The organism is Amycolatopsis benzoatilytica AK 16/65, from assembly GCF_000383915.1.
Classification (GTDB): Bacteria; Actinomycetota; Actinomycetes; order Mycobacteriales; family Pseudonocardiaceae; genus Amycolatopsis; species Amycolatopsis benzoatilytica.
Map to the genome: position 1 here is coordinate 522,452 of NZ_KB912942.1, position 19,350 is coordinate 541,801.

14 protein-coding genes and 1 pseudogene are annotated in these 19,350 nt (G+C 70.5%); 9 read left to right on the plus strand and 6 right to left on the minus strand.

The genetic code is table 11. The annotated features are described in order from the left end of the window. The first annotated feature begins 91 nt into the window (after window positions 1–91). The 3 genes from AMYBE_RS0102465 (at window position 92) to AMYBE_RS0102475 (ending at window position 3,974) form a co-directional block, all read left to right on the plus strand. Complete coding sequence (locus AMYBE_RS0102465; RefSeq protein ID WP_020657747.1) at window positions 92–976, plus strand: methylenetetrahydrofolate reductase; 885 nt, start codon at window positions 92–94, stop codon at window positions 974–976. A 42-nt stretch (window positions 977–1,018) separates the two neighbouring features. Continuing rightward, window positions 1,019–2,698, plus strand: a complete 1,680-nt coding sequence (locus AMYBE_RS0102470) for a DUF885 domain-containing protein (protein WP_020657748.1) — start codon at window positions 1,019–1,021, stop codon at window positions 2,696–2,698. Window positions 2,699–3,044: 346 nt separating this feature from the next. Next, window positions 3,045–3,974, plus strand: coding sequence for a DMT family transporter (locus tag AMYBE_RS0102475; protein WP_020657749.1), 930 nt, complete (start codon window positions 3,045–3,047; stop codon window positions 3,972–3,974). Here AMYBE_RS0102475 and AMYBE_RS0102480 read toward each other — a convergent pair. Together AMYBE_RS0102480 and AMYBE_RS0102485 are read right to left on the minus strand one after the other, a co-directional pair. Further along, window positions 3,913–4,485 carry a GNAT family N-acetyltransferase gene (locus tag AMYBE_RS0102480; RefSeq protein WP_020657750.1) on the minus strand — a complete coding sequence of 191 codons (573 nt, stop codon included), beginning with the start codon at window positions 4,483–4,485 and terminating at the stop codon, window positions 3,913–3,915. The two genes, AMYBE_RS0102475 and AMYBE_RS0102480, sit on opposite strands and share 62 nt — an antisense overlap. Further along, the gene (locus tag AMYBE_RS0102485; protein ID WP_020657751.1) at window positions 4,482–5,006 is read right to left on the minus strand and encodes a YbaK/EbsC family protein; all 525 of its coding nucleotides are present in this window, start codon (window positions 5,004–5,006) and stop codon (window positions 4,482–4,484) included. Before AMYBE_RS0102485 ends, AMYBE_RS0102480 begins: the two co-directional genes overlap by 4 nt. 211 nt (window positions 5,007–5,217) lie before the next feature. Here AMYBE_RS0102485 and AMYBE_RS45990 point away from each other — a divergent pair, with 211 nt between their 5' ends. The 3 genes from AMYBE_RS45990 (at window position 5,218) to AMYBE_RS0102500 (ending at window position 8,311) form a co-directional block, all read left to right on the plus strand. Beyond that, a complete protein-coding gene (locus AMYBE_RS45990) occupies window positions 5,218–6,594 on the plus strand; it encodes an SAV_6107 family HEPN domain-containing protein (RefSeq protein ID WP_020657752.1) in 1,377 nt (458 codons plus the stop codon). After that, window positions 6,584–7,351: a maleylpyruvate isomerase N-terminal domain-containing protein gene (locus AMYBE_RS0102495; RefSeq protein ID WP_020657753.1), complete on the plus strand. Its 768-nt coding sequence runs from the start codon at window positions 6,584–6,586 to the stop codon at window positions 7,349–7,351. Before AMYBE_RS45990 ends, AMYBE_RS0102495 begins: the two co-directional genes overlap by 11 nt. Window positions 7,352–7,966: 615 nt before the next feature. Then, complete coding sequence (locus AMYBE_RS0102500) at window positions 7,967–8,311, plus strand: VOC family protein (protein WP_020657754.1); 345 nt, start codon at window positions 7,967–7,969, stop codon at window positions 8,309–8,311. Window positions 8,312–8,386: 75 nt separating this feature from the next. Here the strand turns inward: AMYBE_RS0102500 and AMYBE_RS45995 are convergent. Then, window positions 8,387–8,563 (minus strand): annotated as a pseudogene (locus AMYBE_RS45995) (UTRA domain-containing protein); the annotation flags it as partial. 346 nt (window positions 8,564–8,909) lie between these two features. Between AMYBE_RS45995 and AMYBE_RS43225 the strand changes: the two are divergent. Further along, a complete protein-coding gene (locus AMYBE_RS43225) occupies window positions 8,910–10,391 on the plus strand; it encodes a GNAT family N-acetyltransferase (protein WP_020657755.1) in 1,482 nt (493 codons plus the stop codon). Here the strand turns inward: AMYBE_RS43225 and def are convergent. The 3 genes from def to AMYBE_RS0102520 form a co-directional block, all read right to left on the minus strand. Then, complete coding sequence (gene def, locus AMYBE_RS0102510) at window positions 10,324–10,824, minus strand: peptide deformylase (RefSeq protein ID WP_020657756.1); 501 nt, start codon at window positions 10,822–10,824, stop codon at window positions 10,324–10,326. The two genes, AMYBE_RS43225 and def, sit on opposite strands and share 68 nt — an antisense overlap. A gap of 246 nt (window positions 10,825–11,070) precedes the next feature. Next, window positions 11,071–15,732, minus strand: coding sequence for an ATP-dependent helicase (locus tag AMYBE_RS0102515; RefSeq protein ID WP_020657757.1), 4,662 nt, complete (start codon window positions 15,730–15,732; stop codon window positions 11,071–11,073). A gap of 78 nt (window positions 15,733–15,810) precedes the next feature. Further along, window positions 15,811–17,019 carry a glycosyltransferase family protein gene (locus AMYBE_RS0102520; protein ID WP_020657758.1) on the minus strand — a complete coding sequence of 403 codons (1,209 nt, stop codon included), beginning with the start codon at window positions 17,017–17,019 and terminating at the stop codon, window positions 15,811–15,813. A gap of 141 nt (window positions 17,020–17,160) precedes the next feature. Here AMYBE_RS0102520 and AMYBE_RS0102525 point away from each other — a divergent pair, with 141 nt between their 5' ends. Together AMYBE_RS0102525 and AMYBE_RS0102530 are read left to right on the plus strand one after the other, a co-directional pair. After that, window positions 17,161–18,984: an Hsp70 family protein gene (locus tag AMYBE_RS0102525; RefSeq protein WP_020657759.1), complete on the plus strand. Its 1,824-nt coding sequence runs from the start codon at window positions 17,161–17,163 to the stop codon at window positions 18,982–18,984. Between the two features lie 34 nt (window positions 18,985–19,018). After that, complete coding sequence (locus tag AMYBE_RS0102530) at window positions 19,019–19,213, plus strand: DUF3046 domain-containing protein (RefSeq protein ID WP_020657760.1); 195 nt, start codon at window positions 19,019–19,021, stop codon at window positions 19,211–19,213. The last annotated feature ends 137 nt before the right edge of the window (window positions 19,214–19,350 follow it).

The following is a 19,350-nucleotide window of genomic DNA, read 5'->3' on the forward strand; positions in this document are numbered from 1 at the left end:
GCGCGGTACCTCCGTCAATCGACGGTACGCGCGGCCGGGCCTGCCGGACAGCTCTGCACTGCTTTGAGGTGAGGCCACTACGATTCAAGGCATGACGTCGGTGATCGAGCGGCTGCGAGGGGACGCACCCGCGTTCTCCGTCGAGTTCTTCCCTCCTCGCGACGAAGCAGACGAATCCGTCCTGTGGCGGTCGATCCGCGAGCTCGAGCAGCTGGACCCGGCATACCTGTCGATCACCTACGGTGCGGGCGGTTCCAGCCGCGACGGCACGATCCGCAGCATCGCCCGGGTCGCCACCGAGACCACGCTCTGCCCGATGGCGCACCTGACGGCGGTGGACCATTCGGTGGCCGAACTGCGAAACGTGATCGGCTGGTACGCGGCAGTCGGCGTCCGCAACATCCTCGCTCTGCGCGGCGACCCGGCCGGCGACGTCTACGGCGACTGGGTGCCGCACCCGGACGGGCTGACCTACGCCGAGGAGCTCGTCGAACTGGTGCGGTCGCTCGGCGATTTCTGCGTCGGCGTCTCGGCGTTCCCGTACGGCCACCCGCGCTCGGCCGACCTCGAAACGGACACCAAGTACCTGGTGCGCAAGTTCCGGGCGGGTGCCGATTTCGCGATCGCGCAGCTGTTCTTCGAGGCCGAGGACTTCCTGCGGCTGCGCGACCGGGTCGCCGCGGCGGGCTGCGACGCGCTGGTGCTGCCCGGCATCATGCCGCTGACCACGTTGCGCACCCTGCACGCCACCATCAAGCTCTCCGGCGCCCCCGCGTCGCAGCGGCTGCTGGACCGGCTCGAACCGCTGTCCGAGGACCCCAAGGCGTTCCGTGCGGCCGGCCTCGACTGGGTCACCGAACTGTGCGAGAAACTGCTCGCCGAAGGGGTGCCGGACCTGCACTTCTACACCTTCAACCGGGCCAAGGCGACGCGCGAGGTCGTCACCCGGCTCGGACTGGTGCCCGCCCGCGCGTAACTCCGTGGGCTCCGGGCAGCTCCGGCCGGTAGCGTGCCGGACATGGCATCCACCGAACAGAGCGTGCCGGAAATCTGCGACCGGTACGTCGACGACTACGTGGCCGTGGACCCGGTCGCGGCCACCATGCTCGGCGTCGCGGGCTACGACGACCAGCTCACCGACTATTCGCCGGCCGGCCACGCGGCCCGCGCGGACCTGGCGCGCAGCGCGCTGGCCGCGGTCACCGCCGCGGAACCGGCGAACGCGCAGGAACAGGTCGCGAAGGCCGTCTTCACCGAGCGGATCGGCCTCGAACTGGAGATCCACGACGCGGGCCTCTTCGAGTCCTCGCTGAACGTGATCGAAAGCCCGGTACAGGGCCTGCGCATGGTGTTCGACCTGATGCCGACCGACACCCCGGACGACTGGGCGAACATCGCGGCCCGGCTGCGCAAGGTGCCCGAGGCACTGGACAACGTCCGCGCGTCGCTGCTGGCGGCGGCTGGCAAGGGACGCGTTTCGGCGCTGCGGCAGGTTTCGAAGGTCGCCGAACAGTGCGATACCTGGGCCGGCCTCAAGGACGGCCCCGGCTTCTTCGCGACCCTGGTGGCGGACGCCGGCGTCCAGTCGCTGAAGGACGAGCTGTCCGCGGGTGCGCGGATCGCCGAGGAAGCGTTCGCGGAGTTCGCCGGCTTCCTGCGCGCCGAACTGGCCCCGAAGGCGCCGGCGAAAGACGCTGTCGGCGAAGACGTGTACCGGCTGTGGTCGCGCTACTTCATCGGTGCGGAGCTCGACCTGCACGAGGCGTACGAGTGGGGCTGGAACGAGTTTTCCCGGCTGGAAACGGAAATGCGCGCGGTCGCGAACCGGATCCGTCCGGGCGCCACCCCGGCCGAAGCCGCCGCCGTGCTCGACGCCGACCCGCGCTACCGCGTCCAGGGCCGGCCGCAGTTCGAAGCTTGGATGCAGCAGCTGTCCGACGACGCACTGAAGTCCTTGCGCGGCAAGCACTTCGACATCCCGGACCGGCTGATGGCGCTGGAGTGCCGGATCGCCCCGCCGGGCGGCGGTGTCGGCGCGTACTACACCGGCCCGAGCGAAGACTTCTCCCGTCCCGGCCGGATGTGGTGGTCGCTGCCCGCGGACAAGAACGAGTTCACCACGTGGCGCGAGGTCTCGACGGTCTACCACGAGGGCGTTCCGGGTCACCACCTGCAGATCGCGACCGCGGTCAACCAAGCGGAGACGCTGACGAAGTACCAGCGCCTGATGACGTTCATCTCGGCGCACGGCGAAGGCTGGGCGCTGTACTCGGAGCGCCTCATGCAGGACCTGGGCTACCTCTCCGACGACGGCAACCTGCTCGGGATGCTGTCCGAGCAGCTGTTCCGCGCCGCCCGCGTGGTGGTCGACCTGGGAATGCACCTGGAACTGGAGATCCCGAAGGGAACCGGCTTCCACGAGGGCGAGCGGTGGACGCCGGACCTGGGCCTGGAGTTCATGCTGACCCGCACGATCACCGACCAGGCACACGTCCACGACGAGATCGACCGGTACCTGGGCTGGCCGGGCCAGGCCCCCGCGTACAAGCTCGGCGAACGCCTGTGGCTGGCCGCGCGGGACGAGGCGCGGGAACGGCAGGGCGCGGCCTTCGACATCAAGCAGTTCCACACGAAGGCCCTGCAGATGGGCGGAATGGGACTGGACACCCTGCGGGAGCAGCTGGCAAAGCTCGACTGACCGTTCGCGCGCCACCGCGCCGTTGTTCCGTGAAGGGAACATTGAGGGACTCTGAGTCCCTCAATGTTCCCTTCACGGCCGGGCGGCCGGGCGGTCGCGCGGTCGCGCGTGGTCGCGGCGCCGCCCACGGCGCGGCGCAAACCCGTTGGCCGATCCCATTCCTCCGGCTAAACTCCCGCCCGTGCACCGGATCTTCCTCGTCACCCCACCCCCCGCCGCCTGAGCGGGGTAGTTCCCGCCGCGCGCCCCGCCGGGGCCCGCGGCCGGCCAGTGACGCCTTGATCCGGCCGAGCACTGCCCCGCGTCGTCGACGTCCTTGTCCTTCGACGCAGGAGCCCACTTCCGAATGTCTGCACCCTCGCGCGCCCGCTCGTCGGCCGCCCTCATCCTCGCCGGCGTGCTCTGGGGGACCGGTGGCCTCTCCGGTTCCCTCCTCGCCCAACGTGCCGGCCTGCATCCGTTGGCCGTCGCCGCCTACCGCTTGCTCATCGGCGGCACCGCAACCGCGCTCTACGTAGCCCTCACCACCGGACTACGCCTGCCGGACCGGCAAGCTTGGCGCCGTCTCCTCCTGATCGGCGCGCTCTTCGCCTTCTTCCAAGCCAGCTACTTCGCCGCTGTCGCGTTGAGTTCGGTCAGCGTCGCGACCATGACCACCATCGGCAGCTCCCCGGTTGCCCTAGCCGTAGCGTCCGCTGTCCGCACCCGCCGAGCCCCGCGTGTGACGACGCTGATGTCCGTTTGCGGCGCCGTAGGCGGCTTGGTCCTCCTACGCTGGTCTCCCGACGCCGTCGCGCAACCCGCAGGGATCATTTTCGCGCTCCTAGCGGGCGCAGGCTTCGCAGTACTGACGACAGTCACCGCGAGGCCTGGCTTAGACCCGCTGTCCACCACGGCGTACGGCTGTCTCCTCGGCGGCGTCCTGTTGACACCAGCCGCACTGTGGCTGGGCATGGCGCTCCCCATCCACCTGGACGTCCTGCTTACCGCCGCGTACTTCGGCATCGTGCCGACAGCCGCTGCGTACGCTGCGTACTTCCGCGGCCTGTCCGGCGCGCACCCGGTGCTAGGCGCACTGTCTGCACTGCTAGAGCCGCTCACCGCGACAGTGCTGTCCGTCGCCTTCCTGCACGAACGGCTGGGCGTACTCGCGTGGGTTGGCGCGGGACTCCTGGTTGCCGCACTGGCCGTCGGCTACTGGCGCCCCGAGCCGGCTAGCGCGGGTCCAGCGGCAGCGAACGGCCGAGAATCGCGAACGGGCGCGGGTCGCCGGTGAACTGGTAGTCGCGCAGGACGTCGACGAACCCCAGCCGGCGGTACAGCTTCCACGCCCGGCTCGTGCCCTCGGGCGTGGAGAGCAGAACGTTCGTGCTGGGGACGCCGGCGAGCAGGCGGCGCAGCAGGTCCTCGCCGATCTGCTTGCCCTGGTTCTCCGGGCGCACGTGGATCTCGGTGAGCTCGAAGTAGTCCGACAGCCAGCGGTCGGCCTCTTCCTGCCCGGCGCGGCGGGTGAGGCCGTGCCGGACCTGCTCGTGCCACCACTGCCCGGCGCGGCCCTTGTATCCGTACGCGACGCCGAGCAGCACGCCGTTGTCGTCGAGGGCGGCCATGCAACGCCAGCCCTCGCGCAACGCGTGCGTGAGCCACATCGGCGCGCGCTGCTCGGCGGTGCCCTCGGGGTAGCGCATCGCTTTCACGTAGATGGCCAGCGCTTCCGGGAGCCGGGACCGGAACTCGTCGGCGGAAAGCTGCACGTACCGGGAGCACCCGGAGGACATCGCGGTCACAGTCGGCCATCCTCCCCTTCGCCGGCCAGATCGCCCGGGGTGCCCCCGGTGAGCGCGACGAGATCGTCGAAGGTGGTCGGGAAGACCGACTTCGGGTGCCCCGCCGCGGCCCACACCTCCGGATGCGCGCGCAGCGCGGTGTCCACGAGCGTGACGAGCTTCGCGGGATGCCCGATCGGCGCGACGCCCCCGATCGGCTGTCCGGTGTGCGTCCGGACGAACTCCGCGTCCGCCTTGCCTATCTCGGCCAGCCCGGCGAATGCGGCCAGCCGGGACTCCTTCGCCCGATGCGCGCCTGAGGTGAGCGCGAGCAGAGCGGTCTCCCCGCCGTCGGCGGTGCGGGCGCGGAAGACGAGGCTGTTGGCGATCGCGCCGACCGGCACGCCGAGCGCTTCGGCAGCCTGCGCCGCGGTGCGCACTTCGGCGGGCAGTACCCGCACTCCGTCGGCGGCGGCCTGCTGCCCGGCTTCGGAAAGCGCGGCGGTGACCTTGGCGACAGCGGGATGGTCGTGGGTACTCACCCTGTTATCAGACCACGACAGGGAGGCCGTGTCCCGCACCACGTGCCCGGATTCCACCGGCGGGGTTGAGCGGACCCGCCGGGGCGGCTACTCTGGAAAACAGATCGAACAGATGTTCGATTCCGGTGGGAGCGCACCGGCCGGTCCCGGGGTGGGGGAAGCACCTCGGGCCTCCGGCCGGGCTCGCCCGAGCAGCAGGAGGAGGGTCGCCATGTCCGTCTCGGCCGTGTTTCCCGCGGGCCGTGCGTCCGAGGGCGGCCCTGTCCTGGGCCGGTCGCCTGTCCCTTCCGAGGGCACCGCTGAGCAGCTGTCCTTCGCCGTGCCCGAAGAGCCGTCCGGCGAAGCGTCGTCCGAGGTCCCGGTCCAGCTGGCTTTCGAACCGGCAAGCCAGCCAGTCGCCGACGCCAAGCTCGCGGCCGCACCGCAGGCCGCCGCACCGCAGGCCGCCGCACCGCAGGCCGCTGGGGCCGCACCGCAAGCCGCTGGGGCCGCACCGCATGCCGCCGCGGCCGCACCGCATGCCGCCGCACCGCAAGCCGCTGGGGCCGCACCGCATGCCGCCGCACCGCAAGCCGCTGGGGCCGCACCGCATGCCGCCGCGGCCGCGCCGAGCCCCCGCCAGATCCTCCACCGCCGCCGCACCGACGACCCGACGCGGCGGACGATCTCGGCCAAGCCGCCCGTGCGGCACGTTCCGGCCAGCCGTTCTGACGTTGATCAGTCGTCCTCCGCCCAGCGCCGCCCTCACGAAAGCCGACGCGCCATGGACCGGTCACCAGTCCCGTCCGCCGCTCACCGCACTTCCCGGCTCCCGTCGACGGGAGCCTCGGCGACCCGTTCGTTCCGCCAGCCTCAGCTCCCGCTGGCGGAGCCGGCCGCAGACCAGCTCCCCGAGGCAGTTCGCCCGGCCGCGGCGGTCGACTCGGCAACCCGCCGCAGCTCAGCCGAGTCCGGCCAGCCGTGGCTTCCGCTGGCCGAGTCGTCGGCGCACCGGCTTCCGGATGCTGTTCGGCCGCCGGTCGCGGCTGCCGAACCTGCCGGCCGCCGATCCGGCAACTCCGTCGAGTCGCGGCTCTCGCAGCCTGAGCACCAGCTCCCCGCCGACATTCGCACACCGGTCGCGGCCACCGAATCGGCTGCCCGCCCCGGCGACCCCAGCCAGTCCCAGCTCCCGCTGTCCCTGCGCCCACCGGCCCCGCCCGCCGCGGAGGCGTTGCTGGCCCAGGCCAAACGCGGCCTCGACCAAGCAAGCAAGGAACGAGACCCGGCCGAGTGCTTCATCGGCGCCTACCTCGCCGCCTTGCGCGGGGCGGCCGCGGTGCTCGCCGTGCGCGGGCGGCCCCGCCGTGGCCGCGGGCGTCCGGCCAGTGGCTGGGTGCTGCTCGACGCGGTAGCTCCCGAGCTGCGGGAATGGTCCGCGTTTTTCGCTGCCAACTCCGAAACCCGCGCCGCCGCCGAAGCCGGCATCACCGGCCGGGTCACCGCGGAACTGGCGTCCGGTCTGCTGCAGGCGACCGCGCAGTTCCTGGAACTGGTCCGCCGAGTCGTGCATGGCCAGCCGATCTCCGGGAAAGCCCATGTCGCCTGAACTCGGCACGGTCGACCACGGCCGGCTGCTCGAGGCGTTCTCGGTGGAAGCGGAGCTGCTGGGCGAGGCGGCCCACTCGGCTTCCCCCGATTCGCCGGTGCCCACCGCGCCCGGCTGGACGTTGAGCGACCTGGTCCAGCACGTCGCCAGCCGGTACCGCAAGACCTTGGGCTGGCTCCGCGAAGGCCGCCGTCCCGAACATTGGCAGCGCGATCCGTTGCCCGGCCAGCCGGTGTCGGAGTGCTACGCCGAGGCCCGTGCCGAGCTGGCCGCCGAACTCGCCGCCCACGACCCGGCCGACCGGGCCGCCACCTGGTGGCCCGCTGACCCGACCCACGGGTTCTGGCGCCGCCGAATGCTCCACGAAACCCTGGTGCACCGGGTAGATGCCGAAAACGCCGCCGGAGCAGGTGATTCGTCCGTCCCGGAGGATCTGGCCGCCGACGGTGTCGACGAAGCCCTCACTCTCTACTATGGACACAAGCTCACCGTCATGGGCATCTCCGGAACCCGAAACGGCACCGTAGGTTTCCATGCTGGCGACTACAGCTGGACAGCCCGGGCCGGCCCAGGCGAAACCGAAGCCTGGCGCTGCTCGGCCCGCGAAGCCGGCGCGGCGGACGCTGTGGTGAGTGGCTCGCCCGCCAGCGTGTACCTCTGGCTCTGGGGCCGAGTCCCGGTGACCATGGTGCACACCGACGGGGACCACGAGCTGTCCGCCCAGACCTGGGCCCTGCTGCGCTTGGCGACTCGCTGACTCCCCTCCGGCCCGAACCGAAAGCGGGGAAGCTTCCCGGTTCACCCGTCGCCGGAGATAGCGACCGCCTGGTTTCGGCAACGAGCACTCCGCGCTTGCCGAAACCAGGCCTGTCGAGTTGTCCTTGCGGCTTCGGCTGCCGGAATCCCTTTCGCGACAACGGACTTCCCGGAAGCTTTGTGGTGGCAGCGTTGAGCTGGCGCCACAAACTCTGTCCGCCAATGAGGATCATCTCCTTGGGGCAGGTCTCACCTGGTGCGGTCGTGCTGCCTGGTCGGCCGCTGGCCAGGTTGCTCTCTGTCCGTGAAGGGCCCCTTGAGGGAATCCAAGTCCCTGCGGGGTCCCTTCACGGACAGACCAGCGGATGCCGGAAGCTTCAACGGGAGACGCAATCTTCACCGCAATGGCCGACTACGTGTGTTCCGGGTGCCCTGGGGTGAGTCGTTGAGGCGGCCTGGCAGTGGGTCTGCCGGGTACCTGTGCACGGCCTGGCCATGGCTCGCCGTGCCGCGTTGATCCGGGACCTTCGTCACGGCCCCGAAGACGTTCGGCCCCCGTCGCGACGTCCTCTTCCTCGTTACGGTGCGGCGGACCGGAAGACAACGAGGAGTGGCCATGGCTCATCCCGTCGTGCATTTCGAGATCGGTATCCGCGACAGTGAAAAGTCGATCGCTTTCTACCGGGACCTGTTCGGCTGGGACGTCCAGGACGCCGGCCCGGACTACTGGCTGGTGAGTCCCGGGAACGGTGGCATCGGCGGTGGCCTGATGCGGGGGCGCGAGGACATCCCGCCCTACGTGACCGTCTACGTCGCTGTTGACGACCTGCAGCCCAGCTTGGACCGCGTAGTCGAACTTGGCGGCGAGGTGCTCGTCGGGCCGACGCCCATCCCGGACATGGGGTCGTTCGCGCTGTTCCGGGACCCTGACGGCAACGTCATCGGAATCATCCAGCAGTAGTTCGTCAGCTCGTACCCGGAGGACGGCGTCCCGGGGCGGGCAACCGCACGGTGCCCGCGGCTATTGACTACGCGCTCAGTCGGCAGCCCACTCGTAGGACAGCTCGTAGCGGGTCTGCGGCGAGGACCATGTCGTTCATCTCCAAGGGCGCACCGTCCTCGCCGCGAGCAACGCGCGTGACGGTCACGACCGGCACGCCTTCGCGAGCTGCAGCAGTGACGCCTCACCCGGGGTGGGCATCCGCGCGCCGACGACCCCGCGATCTAATCGCGCCGTCTTCGAGCTGCTGGTGCCCGAACTTAGCCAAGGCGACGTCCCCTGGGGCGACTTCGCCAGGCGGAAGGCAATGAGTTCTGCCTGCTCACCCGCGCTGAGCGGGGATGTTTCGCACAGATCACCGCGACTGAAGGATCTCTGACGCACTCGAAACACCAAGCGCGCCCTCCGGTTACCTGCGTCGGGAACGGTAGCCGTCATGGAGATATCTCGCAGCCACCGCGCCGTTCCGCACTGCCCCTCGTTCGCCCAGCCAGGTCCCCACCCGGAACCGAATGCATCGCGCTCCGCCGAAAGACCCGCGACGAAGCGCCTCTTGCGAGTGCGGATAAAGACCGACGACCTCCCGGAAACGCTGGCCCGCCTGACAATCCGCCTGGCCGACCTGGAATGCCGAATCCTGGCCTTCACCAGACATTCGACTCCGGAAGGCATCCTGGACGACCTGGTGCTGTGCCCGGCAACCGGGCTGCCCCCGCACCTCGTAGTCGATGCCATCAACGACGAAGGCGGCGAATGCCTGGGCCTCACCGAAACCACGGTCCCGGACGCGCCGGTGGCGACTGCCAACGCATCCGCTGCGAACGGCCGCACCTCGGCCGCTGTTCGATCCGACGGCTACGGATCTGCCTCTCACCCAGCGGTGTCCGCCCGAACTGGCGGCGACCCAGCGGTGTCTGCCCTAACTGGCGGCGACCCAGCGGTGTCCGCCCTAACTGGCGGCGACGAGTCCGCCATCAGGCCATCGGCCGCCGATCTTCCCGCCAGCGAGGCCCCTGATGCCCAGCCAGCGGCGGCTTCGCCCAGCGACTACCGGGTTGCCATGCCGGAAACGGTGGCGGAGCTGCTTTCCAGCTGTGACGCTGCCGCTCACCCAGCCGACAACGCGCCCGCCGACGAGTCGGGTGCATCCGCGGAGACCGACGCTCGCGTATTCCACGACGCAGCCAGCTCCGCCCTCGTCGCCGCCCGGCAAGCGATCGCCGATCCTGATCGCCGGGCTCAGATGCTGCAGCAGGTGCTAGCGGCCGACTTCGTCACGCTCGTCCCTGCCGTCGAAGCCAACCCGGGACGCACCGAAGGCGGCCACCGCGCCGTTTTTCGCTTCGGCGACCGGCAAGCTTTCGTCGCCCGACGTCGATGGGCACCGTTCGCCGGCCATGAAATCGTCCAGGGGAAGGCATTTCTCGACGTGCTGGCCGAAGCGAAACAGAACCTGGCCGGCCCAGTCGTTCTCAGCCGACCGGACGGAGCAGCGATCGTTTTGCGGCTGGGCACGCCACGGGACGTCGACGCGATCGGCGCGCTGCACAGCCGCTGTTCGGCGAAGACGTTGTTCAGCCGCTACCACACCGGTTTGCGCACAGTGCCACGCCGATGGCTGCACCGGCTCCTCTTGCCGCCACGTGGTTCGAGTTTGCTCGCGGTGTGCGGCCGCGACGTGGTCGGCTTCGGCCAGCTGATCTTTCTGGGCGACCGGACAGCCGAGGTATCGCTTCTCGTCGAAGACGCTTGGCAGCGCCAAGGAATCGGTACCGCGTTGCTCGCCCGGCTGGCCGACCTGGCCGCGGCCAGCGGGATCACCGAACTGTCCGCGGTCCGGCTGCCCAGCAACGACGCCATGATCCGCACTGCCCGGTGCGCCGGTCTGCGGGCCGAACCGGATCCAGCCGACAGCACCGTCCTTCGGCTCGTCGCCGCCGACGACTTTGCCGTTGTTCCGCGAACCGGGTCGGTCAGCGGTTCCAGAACCAGTCTTTGCCCCGAGCCTCGCGCAGCGCCTGCTTCTTCCGCTCAGCAGTGAGCCGGTCGAGGTAGAGCATCCCGTCGAGGTGGTCGGTTTCGTGCTGAAGGCACTGAGCCATCACGTCGACGCCCTCGACCTCGATCGGCTCGTTGCGCAGGTCGACGCCCCGTACGACCGCGTGCTTCGCGCGGACGGTCGGGAACCACAGTTCCGGCACCGACAGGCAGCCCTCGCCGATCTCGTGCGTCTCGTCGGAGAGGTGGACGATCTCCGGATTGATCACGTACCCGGTCTGCTTGCCGACGTCATAGCTGAATACCCGCAGCCCGACCCCGATCTGCGGCGCGGCGAGCCCGGCTCGACCGTCCGGCTGGACGCTGTCCAGGAGATCTTTCACCAGCGCCTCGATCTTGCTGTCGAACGTGGTGACCGGGTCGCACACGGACTTGAGCACCGGGTCACCGAAGTAGCGCAACTCGCGCATCGCCATGATCGAAACGTCCTTATGTCCATCGAGGGGCCACGCGAAGTCTAGTAACACGCCCGGGTTCCCCGACGCGGGTCTGCCGACCACGGCCCGGCGCCGGGCTGGCCGAGGCCCCGAGCCCGGCAGCGGCCACATCGCGAGTGCTCGACCTGCGCGAGCGCCCGAAAGCCCGCACGGGAGCAGGCGTGCGCGTCCTCGACGGTCAGCCGGCCGCCAGCGCCCCTTGCCCGGACCGCGCGGTGCGCAGTGTCAAGCTCGCAACCGGAGTCCCTTCGGGGTCGCGCGGAAACCGGCTTCCCGCAGGATCTCGGCCAGTTCCGACGTCAGGGCATGCTCTCCGTCGGCGCGTTGGACGGCCAGCTGGCCCAGCCACCCTTCCCGCACCGCGGTCGACAGTGCGGAGGCGGCGGCTTGCAGCGAGCTGCGTTCCTCGGTGAAGCTCAGCAAAGAACGACCGCCGCGCTCGACATAGAGGGCGGGGGTTCCGTCGACCAGGACTGCTAGTGCTCCGGCTTTGCGCGCTGGGCGATGTTTCGTGTCGCCGGTGGCGGCGGGCCAGGGCAGGGCTGCACCGTACGGTTGTGCCGGGTCTGCGGCAGCGAGCACGACGGCGCGGGCGCTGTCGGCGCGGGTGGCCGTTGCTGGTGCGGAGTTGGACAGCGCGCGGAGCCGGTCCACTGCGCCTTTCGCGGCGAACTGCGCCGCGCCCAGCCCCTCCACCACGTAGCCGCGGATGACTTGACCGGTGTCCTCCATGCCGCGCAATACCTTGTAGATGCCGGAAAACCCACCAGTTACGCGTTCGGCGTCGAGGGCGCCTCGAGTGAGCACGCCATGCCGTTCCAGGAATGCTTCGGTGCGGGCATGAGCGCGACGGGTCGGGTCGGTCTCGCGAACGGGAGTGAGCGCCCAGCGGCCAGCGGCGGTGGGCGGGCCGGTGCGCGCGGGTATGGCTGGGCGGCTCGCACGCATCCGGGCGTATCGGCCACGCGGTGCCTGCCGACGGGGTTTGTGGGCGCCATGGCCGGCTACCTGTGCGCGCAGCGGGGCGAGAGTGTCGCCGGTGACCAGACCGGCCCACACCAGATCCCACAGCGCGGCCACGACGTCGCCGTCGTTTGGCGATTGTTCGAGTCCGGGCGTCACGCGTTCGACGATCTGCCGGAAGAACAGTGCGCCGCCTGCCAGCGCCGCCATGATCGCGTCGTGCAGCGGGCTGGTCGGCGGGTTCTCTTCGACCTCCGGCAACAGCAGGTCCGCGACGTCGGACGGGGCCAGCGCCAGCCAGCCGTCTCCGCCGGCGAGTGAACCGCAGCCTGCCCAGGTGACTTCGCCCGCGGCGGTGAGTTCGTCCAGCAGCGCGGGGGAGTAGCCGGGCAATCGGCTCGGCAGGATCAGCGACTCGACCGCGCTGGCGGGCAGCGGCGCGCCCGCCAGTTGTTCGACCACCGACAGCACGTCGTCGGCGGTGGGCGCGGACCGCAGCCGTGCGCCGATTCCGTGCCACGCGGGAAGGAAACGGCCCAGTGCCGCGGGTTCTACCGGTTCGACCTCGGCGCGCAGCCGGGCGAGCGAAGCTCGCCGCAACCGCCGCAGCACGGCCGAGTCGCAGTATTCGACGCCTACGCCGTGGGTTTCCGGGTGACCGACCGGGCTCAGTTCGCCGCGCACCAGCCTGCCCTCGCCGGTGAGCCGGTCGAGGACACCGGTGACGACCGCGTTGCCCAGCCCGAACCGGACGGCGGCCGCTGCCGCGGTGAACGGGCCGCGCGATCGCGCGTAGCGGGCGAGCAGGTCTCCCAGCGGATCCGGGACAGGTTCGGTGAAGGCTTCGGGCACGCCGACCGGCAGCGCGACGCCCAGCGCGTCCCGGACTCGTCCGGCGTCCTCGATCGCCAAATAGCGTTCTTCGCCGCCGATCCGCACCCGGATCGCGCGGCGGGCCGATTCGAGTTCGGCCAGCCATTCCGGCTGGATTCCCCTGTGCGCCGCCTCCGCGACGGACAGGTCGCCGAGGAACCGCAGCAGGTCGGCCGCGTCCTCGGCGGACCGGGCGTGCCGGTCCGCCGCGAGCCGCTGCAGCGACTGCTCGACCTCCGCCACCGCTTCGGGATCGAGCAGTTCCCGGATCGCCTCGGTGCCCAGCAGTTCGGCCAGCAGCGCGGAATCGAGCGACAGCGCCGCGGCCCGCCGTTCGGCCAGCGGTGCGTCCGTCTCGTACAGAAACATCCCGACGTAGCCGAACAGCAGGCTCCGCGCGAACGGAGACGCGGCCGGTGTCTCGACCTCGACCAGCCGGACCTTGCGCGCCCGGACGTCGGCCATCAACTCCCGCAGCCCGCCGACGTCGTAGACGTCCTGCAGGACTTCGCGCATCGCCTCCAGCACGACCGGGAACCGCTCGTACTTCGCGGCCACCGACAACAACTGCGACGCTCGTTGCCGTTGCTGCCACAGCGGGGTGCGCCGGCGAGGGTCCCGTCGCGGCAGCAGCAAGGACCGCGCCGCGCATTCCCGGAACCGTGCGGCGAAGACGGCGGAACCGCCGACCTCGGCCACGATCAGCTGCTCGACCTCCTCCGGGTCGAGCAGGACGTCGTCGGCGCCGATGGTGATCTCGCCGCCGTCGGCGTCGAGCGCGTCGGGCAGACGCAGCACGATGCCGTCGTCGGAATGCGCCACCTGCGCGTCGACTCCGCGGTTTTCCCGCAGCCGCGCGGCGATCGCCAGCGCCCACGGCGCGTTCACCTGCGCGCCGAACGGGGAGTGCAGCACGATGCGCCAGTCGCCCAGTTCGTCCCGGTAGCGCTCGAGCAGGATGACCCGGTCGTTGGGCACATGCCGGGTCGCGGCCTTCTGTTCTTCCAGGTACGCCAGCAGGTTGTCGCACGCGCGCTGGTCGAGTCCGGCCGCGGCGGCCCGTTCCCGCGCGACCGCGGAGTCCGAAGTGGACAGTTCGCGGACGAACGCGCCGAGCGCCCTGCCCAGCTCCAGCGGCCGTCCGGCGGCGTCGCCCTTCCAGAACGGCATCCGGGCCGGCTGCCCGGGTGCGGGCACGACGATCACCCGGTCGTGGGTGATGTCGGTGATCCGCCACGACGAGGTGCCGAGCAGGATCGTGTCGCCGACCCTCGACTCGTACACCATTTCCTCGTCGAACTCGCCGACCCGGGACCCGGGCTTGCCCTCCGAGCCCGGCGTCATCACGGTGAACAGGCCGCGATCGGGGATGGTGCCGCCGGACGTGACCGCCAGCCGCTGCGAGCCCGGCCGCCCGCGCAGCTCGCCGCTGATCCGGTCCCAGGTGATCCGCGCGCGCAGCTCGCCGAACTCCTCGCTCGGGTACCGGCCGGCGAGCATGTCCAGCACCGCGTTGAGCGCGTCGTCGGGCAACGAGCTGAACGGGGCGGCCCGCCGGACCAGCGCCGCCAGCTCCGGAACCGTCCACGGTTCGAGCGCCACCATCGCGACGATGTGCTGGGCCAGCACGTCGAGCGGATTGCGCGGGTAGCGCACCGCCTCGATCGCCCCGCTCGCCATCCGCTCCGCGACCACCGCACAGGACACCAGATCGCCGCGGAACTTCGGGAACATCACGCCGGTCGACACCGCGCCGACCTGGTGCCCGGCCCGGCCGACGCGCTGCAGCCCGGACGCCACCGTGGGCGGCGCTTCGATCTGCACCACCAGGTCGACCGCGCCCATGTCGATGCCGAGCTCGAGCGACGACGTGGCCACCACGCACGGCAGCCGCCCGGACTTCAGCTCTTCTTCGACGTGCGTGCGTTGCTCGCGGGACATCGATCCGTGGTGCGCCCGCGCGATCACCGGAGCCGCGCCCGTGGACACGCCGGACTGCCCGACCGCCTCGGCGGGGAACGCGTCGCCCGGGGCCAGGCCGGTTCGTTCCAGTGCCAGTTCGTTCAGCCGCGCGGTGAGCCGTTCGGTGAGCCGGCGCGAGTTGCCGAACACGATGGTGGAGCGGTGCGCGCGGATCAGTTCCAGCACCCGCTCTTCGACCGCCGGCCAGATCGACGGCCGCTGCACCGCGGCCCCGGACACCTCTTCCTGAGTGCCGATTCCGCCCTCCGACGGCAACTGCGACAGCGACGTGAGGTCGTCGAGCCGTTCCATCGGCGAGGGTGCCGGCCCGTCGAGGTTCGCCATGTCCTCGACCGGCACCTCCACCCGCACTTGGATGGTCTTGGCGAGCTTCGGCTGCACCACCTTGACCGGGCGGCCGCCGGCCAGGAACGCGCTCACCTCGTCGATCGGCCGCACGGTGGCCGACAGGCCGATCCGCTGGGCGGGCTTCGGCAGCAGCGCGTCGAGCCGTTCGAGAGACAGCGCCAGGTGCGCGCCGCGCTTGCCGCCGGCGACCGCGTGCACCTCGTCCACGATCACCGTTTCGACGCCCTTCAGCGATTCGCGCGCGGAGGACGTGAGGATCAGGAACAGCGATTCCGGCGTGGTGACCAGCACGTCCGGCGGTGTCTTCCCGAACGACCGGCGTTCGGCCGCCGTGGTGTCGCCGGTGCGCATTCCGACTTCGATCTCCGGCACCGGCAGACCGAGCCTGCGCGCGGCCTGGGAGATGCCGGCCAGCGGTGCGCGCAGGTTCCGCTGCACGTCGACGGCAAGCGCCTTCAGCGGCGAGACGTAGAGGATGCGGCACCGCTCGCGCGGATTCGCCGGGACCGGCTCCACCGACAGCCGGTCCAGCGCCCACAAGAACGCGGACAGCGTCTTGCCGGACCCGGTGGGCGCCACGACCAGGGCGTGCTGCCCGGCGTGTGCGGCCCGCCAGGCCCCTTCCTGCGCAGCCGTCGGGGCGGCGAAGGCGCCGGCGAACCAGGAGCGGGTCGCCGGGGAGAAGAGGTCGAGGACGTCGGTTGCCACGGGATCCATCATGCGCGGCGCCTCCGACAATTTCGGCGGGCCGTCCGGGTCAGCTCGTCCCGGATCCCCTCGGGTGGGTGACCGCCCGGGTCAGATCGCGTACTTCCACACGGTCAGCGAATAGGCCGAAAACCACGACCCGACCAGCACGAACGCCACGGTCGCGATGATCATCGTGGACGTCTTGCGCCGCGCCAGCCCGATCGCGATCGGCAGCAGGAGCGCGAAGGCGGGGAGCAGGAACCGCGCCTTCAGCGCCGGCAGCCCGGCGCTGCACAGCACCAGGAGCACGACGCCCGCCGCGTAGGCGGCGAGCGGCCAGGGCATCCGCTTGCCAGTGCAGCAGACGATCGCCAGCGCGATCGCCGCGATCGTCACGAACGCGACCATGGTTTCCCAGGTATTGCCGGGCCCGAACAGCGTGTTCGTGATCCAGTCCCAGGCTTCGGCCCCGCCGTCGAACCGGGTGTTCCAGCCGCGCAATTCGACGTCTTGCCAGCCGGTCAAGCTGCCGGTTTCGGCGGCGACGACGGCCCAGTACCCGAGCAGTCCAGTCGGAGCGACGACCGCACACATGATCGCGGTGCCGCGCTGTCTGCCCCGCCACGCGTCAATCACCGCAGCAACCACTACGACGGCGATGAGTACGCATGCGGTGGACCGGGTGAGGCCGGCGAACAGCGTCGCGATAGCAGCGAGTTGCCAGTTCCGTTCGAGCACACCGACGAGCGCCCACGCCGCGAAGGCGGTGAAGAGCGCCTCGGTCATCACCATGCTCTCGGCGATCGCCATCGGCGCCGCACCCCACAGCACGACCAGCAGCAGCCCGGTACGCGGACCGTTGACCAGCCTGCCGATGCGGTACAGCGCCGTGGCCGCGGCGATCCCCGCGAGGGTCGAAACGAGGATGCCTGCCGCGAAGTACGACACGCCGGGCAGCCTCTGCAGCAGGCCGGTCAATGCCGGGTACAGCGGGAAGTAACCGTACGACGCCGCTGGGTAGGGCAGCCCGGCGGCGTCCAGGGGATTGCTTACGCCGGTGTAGTTGTGCTCCGCGATCTGCAGGTACCACCAGCCGTCCCAGGATCGCAGCCGTTCGCCCAGGGACAGGTCCCTGGGCGCAGCCATCGCGGCTAGGGCACCGATGCCGACCAGTCTCACCGCGAGAAACAGCGCCGCCGCGCGTACGTAGCCTGAGCTGGCCCATTTGCCGGTGACGACCTGAAAAAGGCGCGCTGGGCCCTCTGGTACTGCTTGCGCGAACGGCTCCGGGCGCGACTTGTCCGCGAGTTCTGTCATGATCTCCTCGTCCTCGTGGGGAAGGACGTGCCGCTGGCTGGGAAAGTTGCGTGCGTCGCGAGTTTCGCGGGTCCGCACGCACGGTGACCGGCCGCATGGCAGCATCTCCGCCAGCGCTGCTTGAGCTGAGGGGAAATTACTGTGCGGATCCTGTCGGTGGACCTCGGGACGTCCAACACCGTTGCCGTCCTTTCCGCGCACGGTAGGCCGCCCCGCGTCGTAGAGGTGGACGGCTCGGCCAACATGCCGTCCGCCGTCTTCGCCGGCGAGGACGGCACGCTCATGGTCGGCCGCGACGCGGAGCGTCGCGCGCGGCTCGACCCGACTCGCTTCGAGCCCAACCCTAAACGGCGCATCGACGAGCAGACACTGCTGCTCGGTACCGATGTGGTGCCGGTCAACGAGGCGCTGGCCGCGATCCTGCGCCGGGTGCTCGAAGAAACCACCCGTCAGCTCGGCGGCGAACAGCCGGACGAAGTGCGGCTCACTCACCCCGCGCAGTGGGGTCCAGTGCGTCGCAACGTGCTGTTGAGCGCCGCGCGGCTCTCCGGGATCCGAGGGAAGGTCGTCCTCGTCCCGGAGCCTGTCGCGGCTGCGGCGCACTTCGCGTCCTTCCCCGACCGCGCGCTGGCCCCAGGCCAGGCTCTCGCGGTGTACGACCTTGGCGCGGGCACGTTCGACGTCGCTGTCGTCGGTGCCAACCAGAACGGCTACACCGTGCTCGCCGAGGACGGCCTGCCCGACCTCGGCGGCCTCGACGTCGACCAGGCGCTGATGGTGCACGTCGGCCGCGAAGTGTCGCACTCCGACCCGCAGCGGTGGCAGCGGCTGCTTCGCCCCGAGTCGACGGCAGACCGGCGTACGCGACGCGCGCTGCAAGAAGACGTGAAGGCGGCGAAGGAGGCACTGTCCCGGCACCCGCAGACCGAAGTGCCGATGCCGGAGCCGTTCAAGGACGTGCTCGTAACGCGCGGAGAGCTCGAGGGCTTGGTCCGTCCGGCGATGTTGCGCAGCGTGGAGCTGCTGTCGCGGACGCTGCGTTCGGCTGGGCTCACCCCGGACCGCCTCGCCGGCATCTACCTGGTCGGCGGTTCGAGCCGGTTGCCGCTGGTCGGGTCGATGATCGCGGAGAAGCTCGGTGTCGTGCCTGCGAGCCTCGACCAGCCGGAGACGGCTGTCGCGCTGGGAGCGCAGCACGTCGCCCAAGACGGGCTCTCGATGCGCACGCAGAACGTCGAAGGCCAGGTGGCGGCCGGTGCTCCGTACCAGCCTCCGGCGGCCCCTCAGGGCAACTACCAGGGGTACGCGCCGACGCCGCAGCCCATGCCGGCGTTCCAGGCTTCGCCCGCGCCGTCCAACTTCCCGACGTACACGCCTTCTGAGCCGGAGAAGAAAAGCAAGAAGAAGCTGTGGATCGGGATCGCGGCAGCGGTGGTCGTCGTGCTCGCCGCGGGGCTGACGGTGTTCCTGACGCAGGGCTCTTCGGCGAAGACGTACACCGCTGATGAGTGCCGTACACCGGGCCAGGCGGACTCTTCGGGCTTGACCGGCTGTATGCGTCAGCTGGCCGGCAAAGTCGCCGACAGCGGCAGCTGCGCGGCAGGCTTCGGCAACGGTCCGGCTGCGCCCGCGAAGAAGCTCGGAACCGCCGCTACGTGCGCCGCGCCCGGGCGCGCGGGTACTCAGGTGACGTACGTGCAGGGAGAGTCGGCAGCGGATCTGAAGCAGTACACCGACGGCCTGCTCAGCTCCGCGGGCGGCGACCGTACCGAAGCGGACTGGAAGGGCAACGGCCTCGAAGGGCACTATTCGTCGGCGGCCGGGCAGTCGTCGGCCGTTCTCGTGTTCACGGTGAAGGACCGGCCTCTCGTCGGGTTCCTCTATCAGGTGAATTCCGGCGGACAGGCAGCCGCGCCGGGAGCGCTGGCCGACTACTTCGAACAGAACGTGCAGCCGGGGGAGTGACCCCCGCGCGGGCGGGAAAGCTAGCATTCGCCCGATGCGTATCACGGTTTTCCGACGGCTGATGGCCGAGGAGTTCGGGGCCGGCCGGGCCGACGTCCTCGCCAAGGACCACGTGTTCAGCGGGCTCGGCGGCCGCACGGTCGAAGAGGCGTTGACCGCCGGGATGCCGGCCAAGGAGATCTGGCGCGAGGTCTGCGTGGCCTTCGAGGTGCCGCCCGAACGGCGCTGACCGGCGGTTTTCTCGGAAACTCCGGCGAACGGCGTGTCGCTGCGCGCCTCGAACACTTGTTCGTCTATGGTGTTGTGCACAACGGGGCCAGCGATCCACAGATCGGTCGCCGTGCCTGGAATTGTCGGTCCCTCCCC

Excerpts from the sequence above, each read along its gene's own strand:
- AMYBE_RS0102465 (WP_020657747.1), top strand. The coding sequence starts at position 92 with ATGACGTCGGTGATCGAGCGGCTGCGAGGGGACGCACCCGCGTTCTCC.
- AMYBE_RS0102470 (WP_020657748.1), top strand. The coding sequence starts at position 1,019 with ATGGCATCCACCGAACAGAGCGTGCCGGAAATCTGCGACCGGTACGTC.
- AMYBE_RS0102475 (WP_020657749.1), top strand. The coding sequence starts at position 3,045 with ATGTCTGCACCCTCGCGCGCCCGCTCGTCGGCCGCCCTCATCCTCGCC.
- AMYBE_RS45990 (WP_020657752.1), top strand. The coding sequence starts at position 5,218 with ATGTCCGTCTCGGCCGTGTTTCCCGCGGGCCGTGCGTCCGAGGGCGGC.
- AMYBE_RS0102495 (WP_020657753.1), top strand. The coding sequence starts at position 6,584 with ATGTCGCCTGAACTCGGCACGGTCGACCACGGCCGGCTGCTCGAGGCG.
- AMYBE_RS0102500 (WP_020657754.1), top strand. The coding sequence starts at position 7,967 with ATGGCTCATCCCGTCGTGCATTTCGAGATCGGTATCCGCGACAGTGAA.
- def (WP_020657756.1), bottom strand. The coding sequence starts at position 10,824 with ATGGCGATGCGCGAGTTGCGCTACTTCGGTGACCCGGTGCTCAAGTCC.
- AMYBE_RS0102515 (WP_020657757.1), bottom strand. The coding sequence starts at position 15,732 with ATGATGGATCCCGTGGCAACCGACGTCCTCGACCTCTTCTCCCCGGCG.
- AMYBE_RS0102520 (WP_020657758.1), bottom strand. The coding sequence starts at position 17,019 with ATGACAGAACTCGCGGACAAGTCGCGCCCGGAGCCGTTCGCGCAAGCA.
- AMYBE_RS0102530 (WP_020657760.1), top strand. The coding sequence starts at position 19,019 with ATGCGTATCACGGTTTTCCGACGGCTGATGGCCGAGGAGTTCGGGGCC.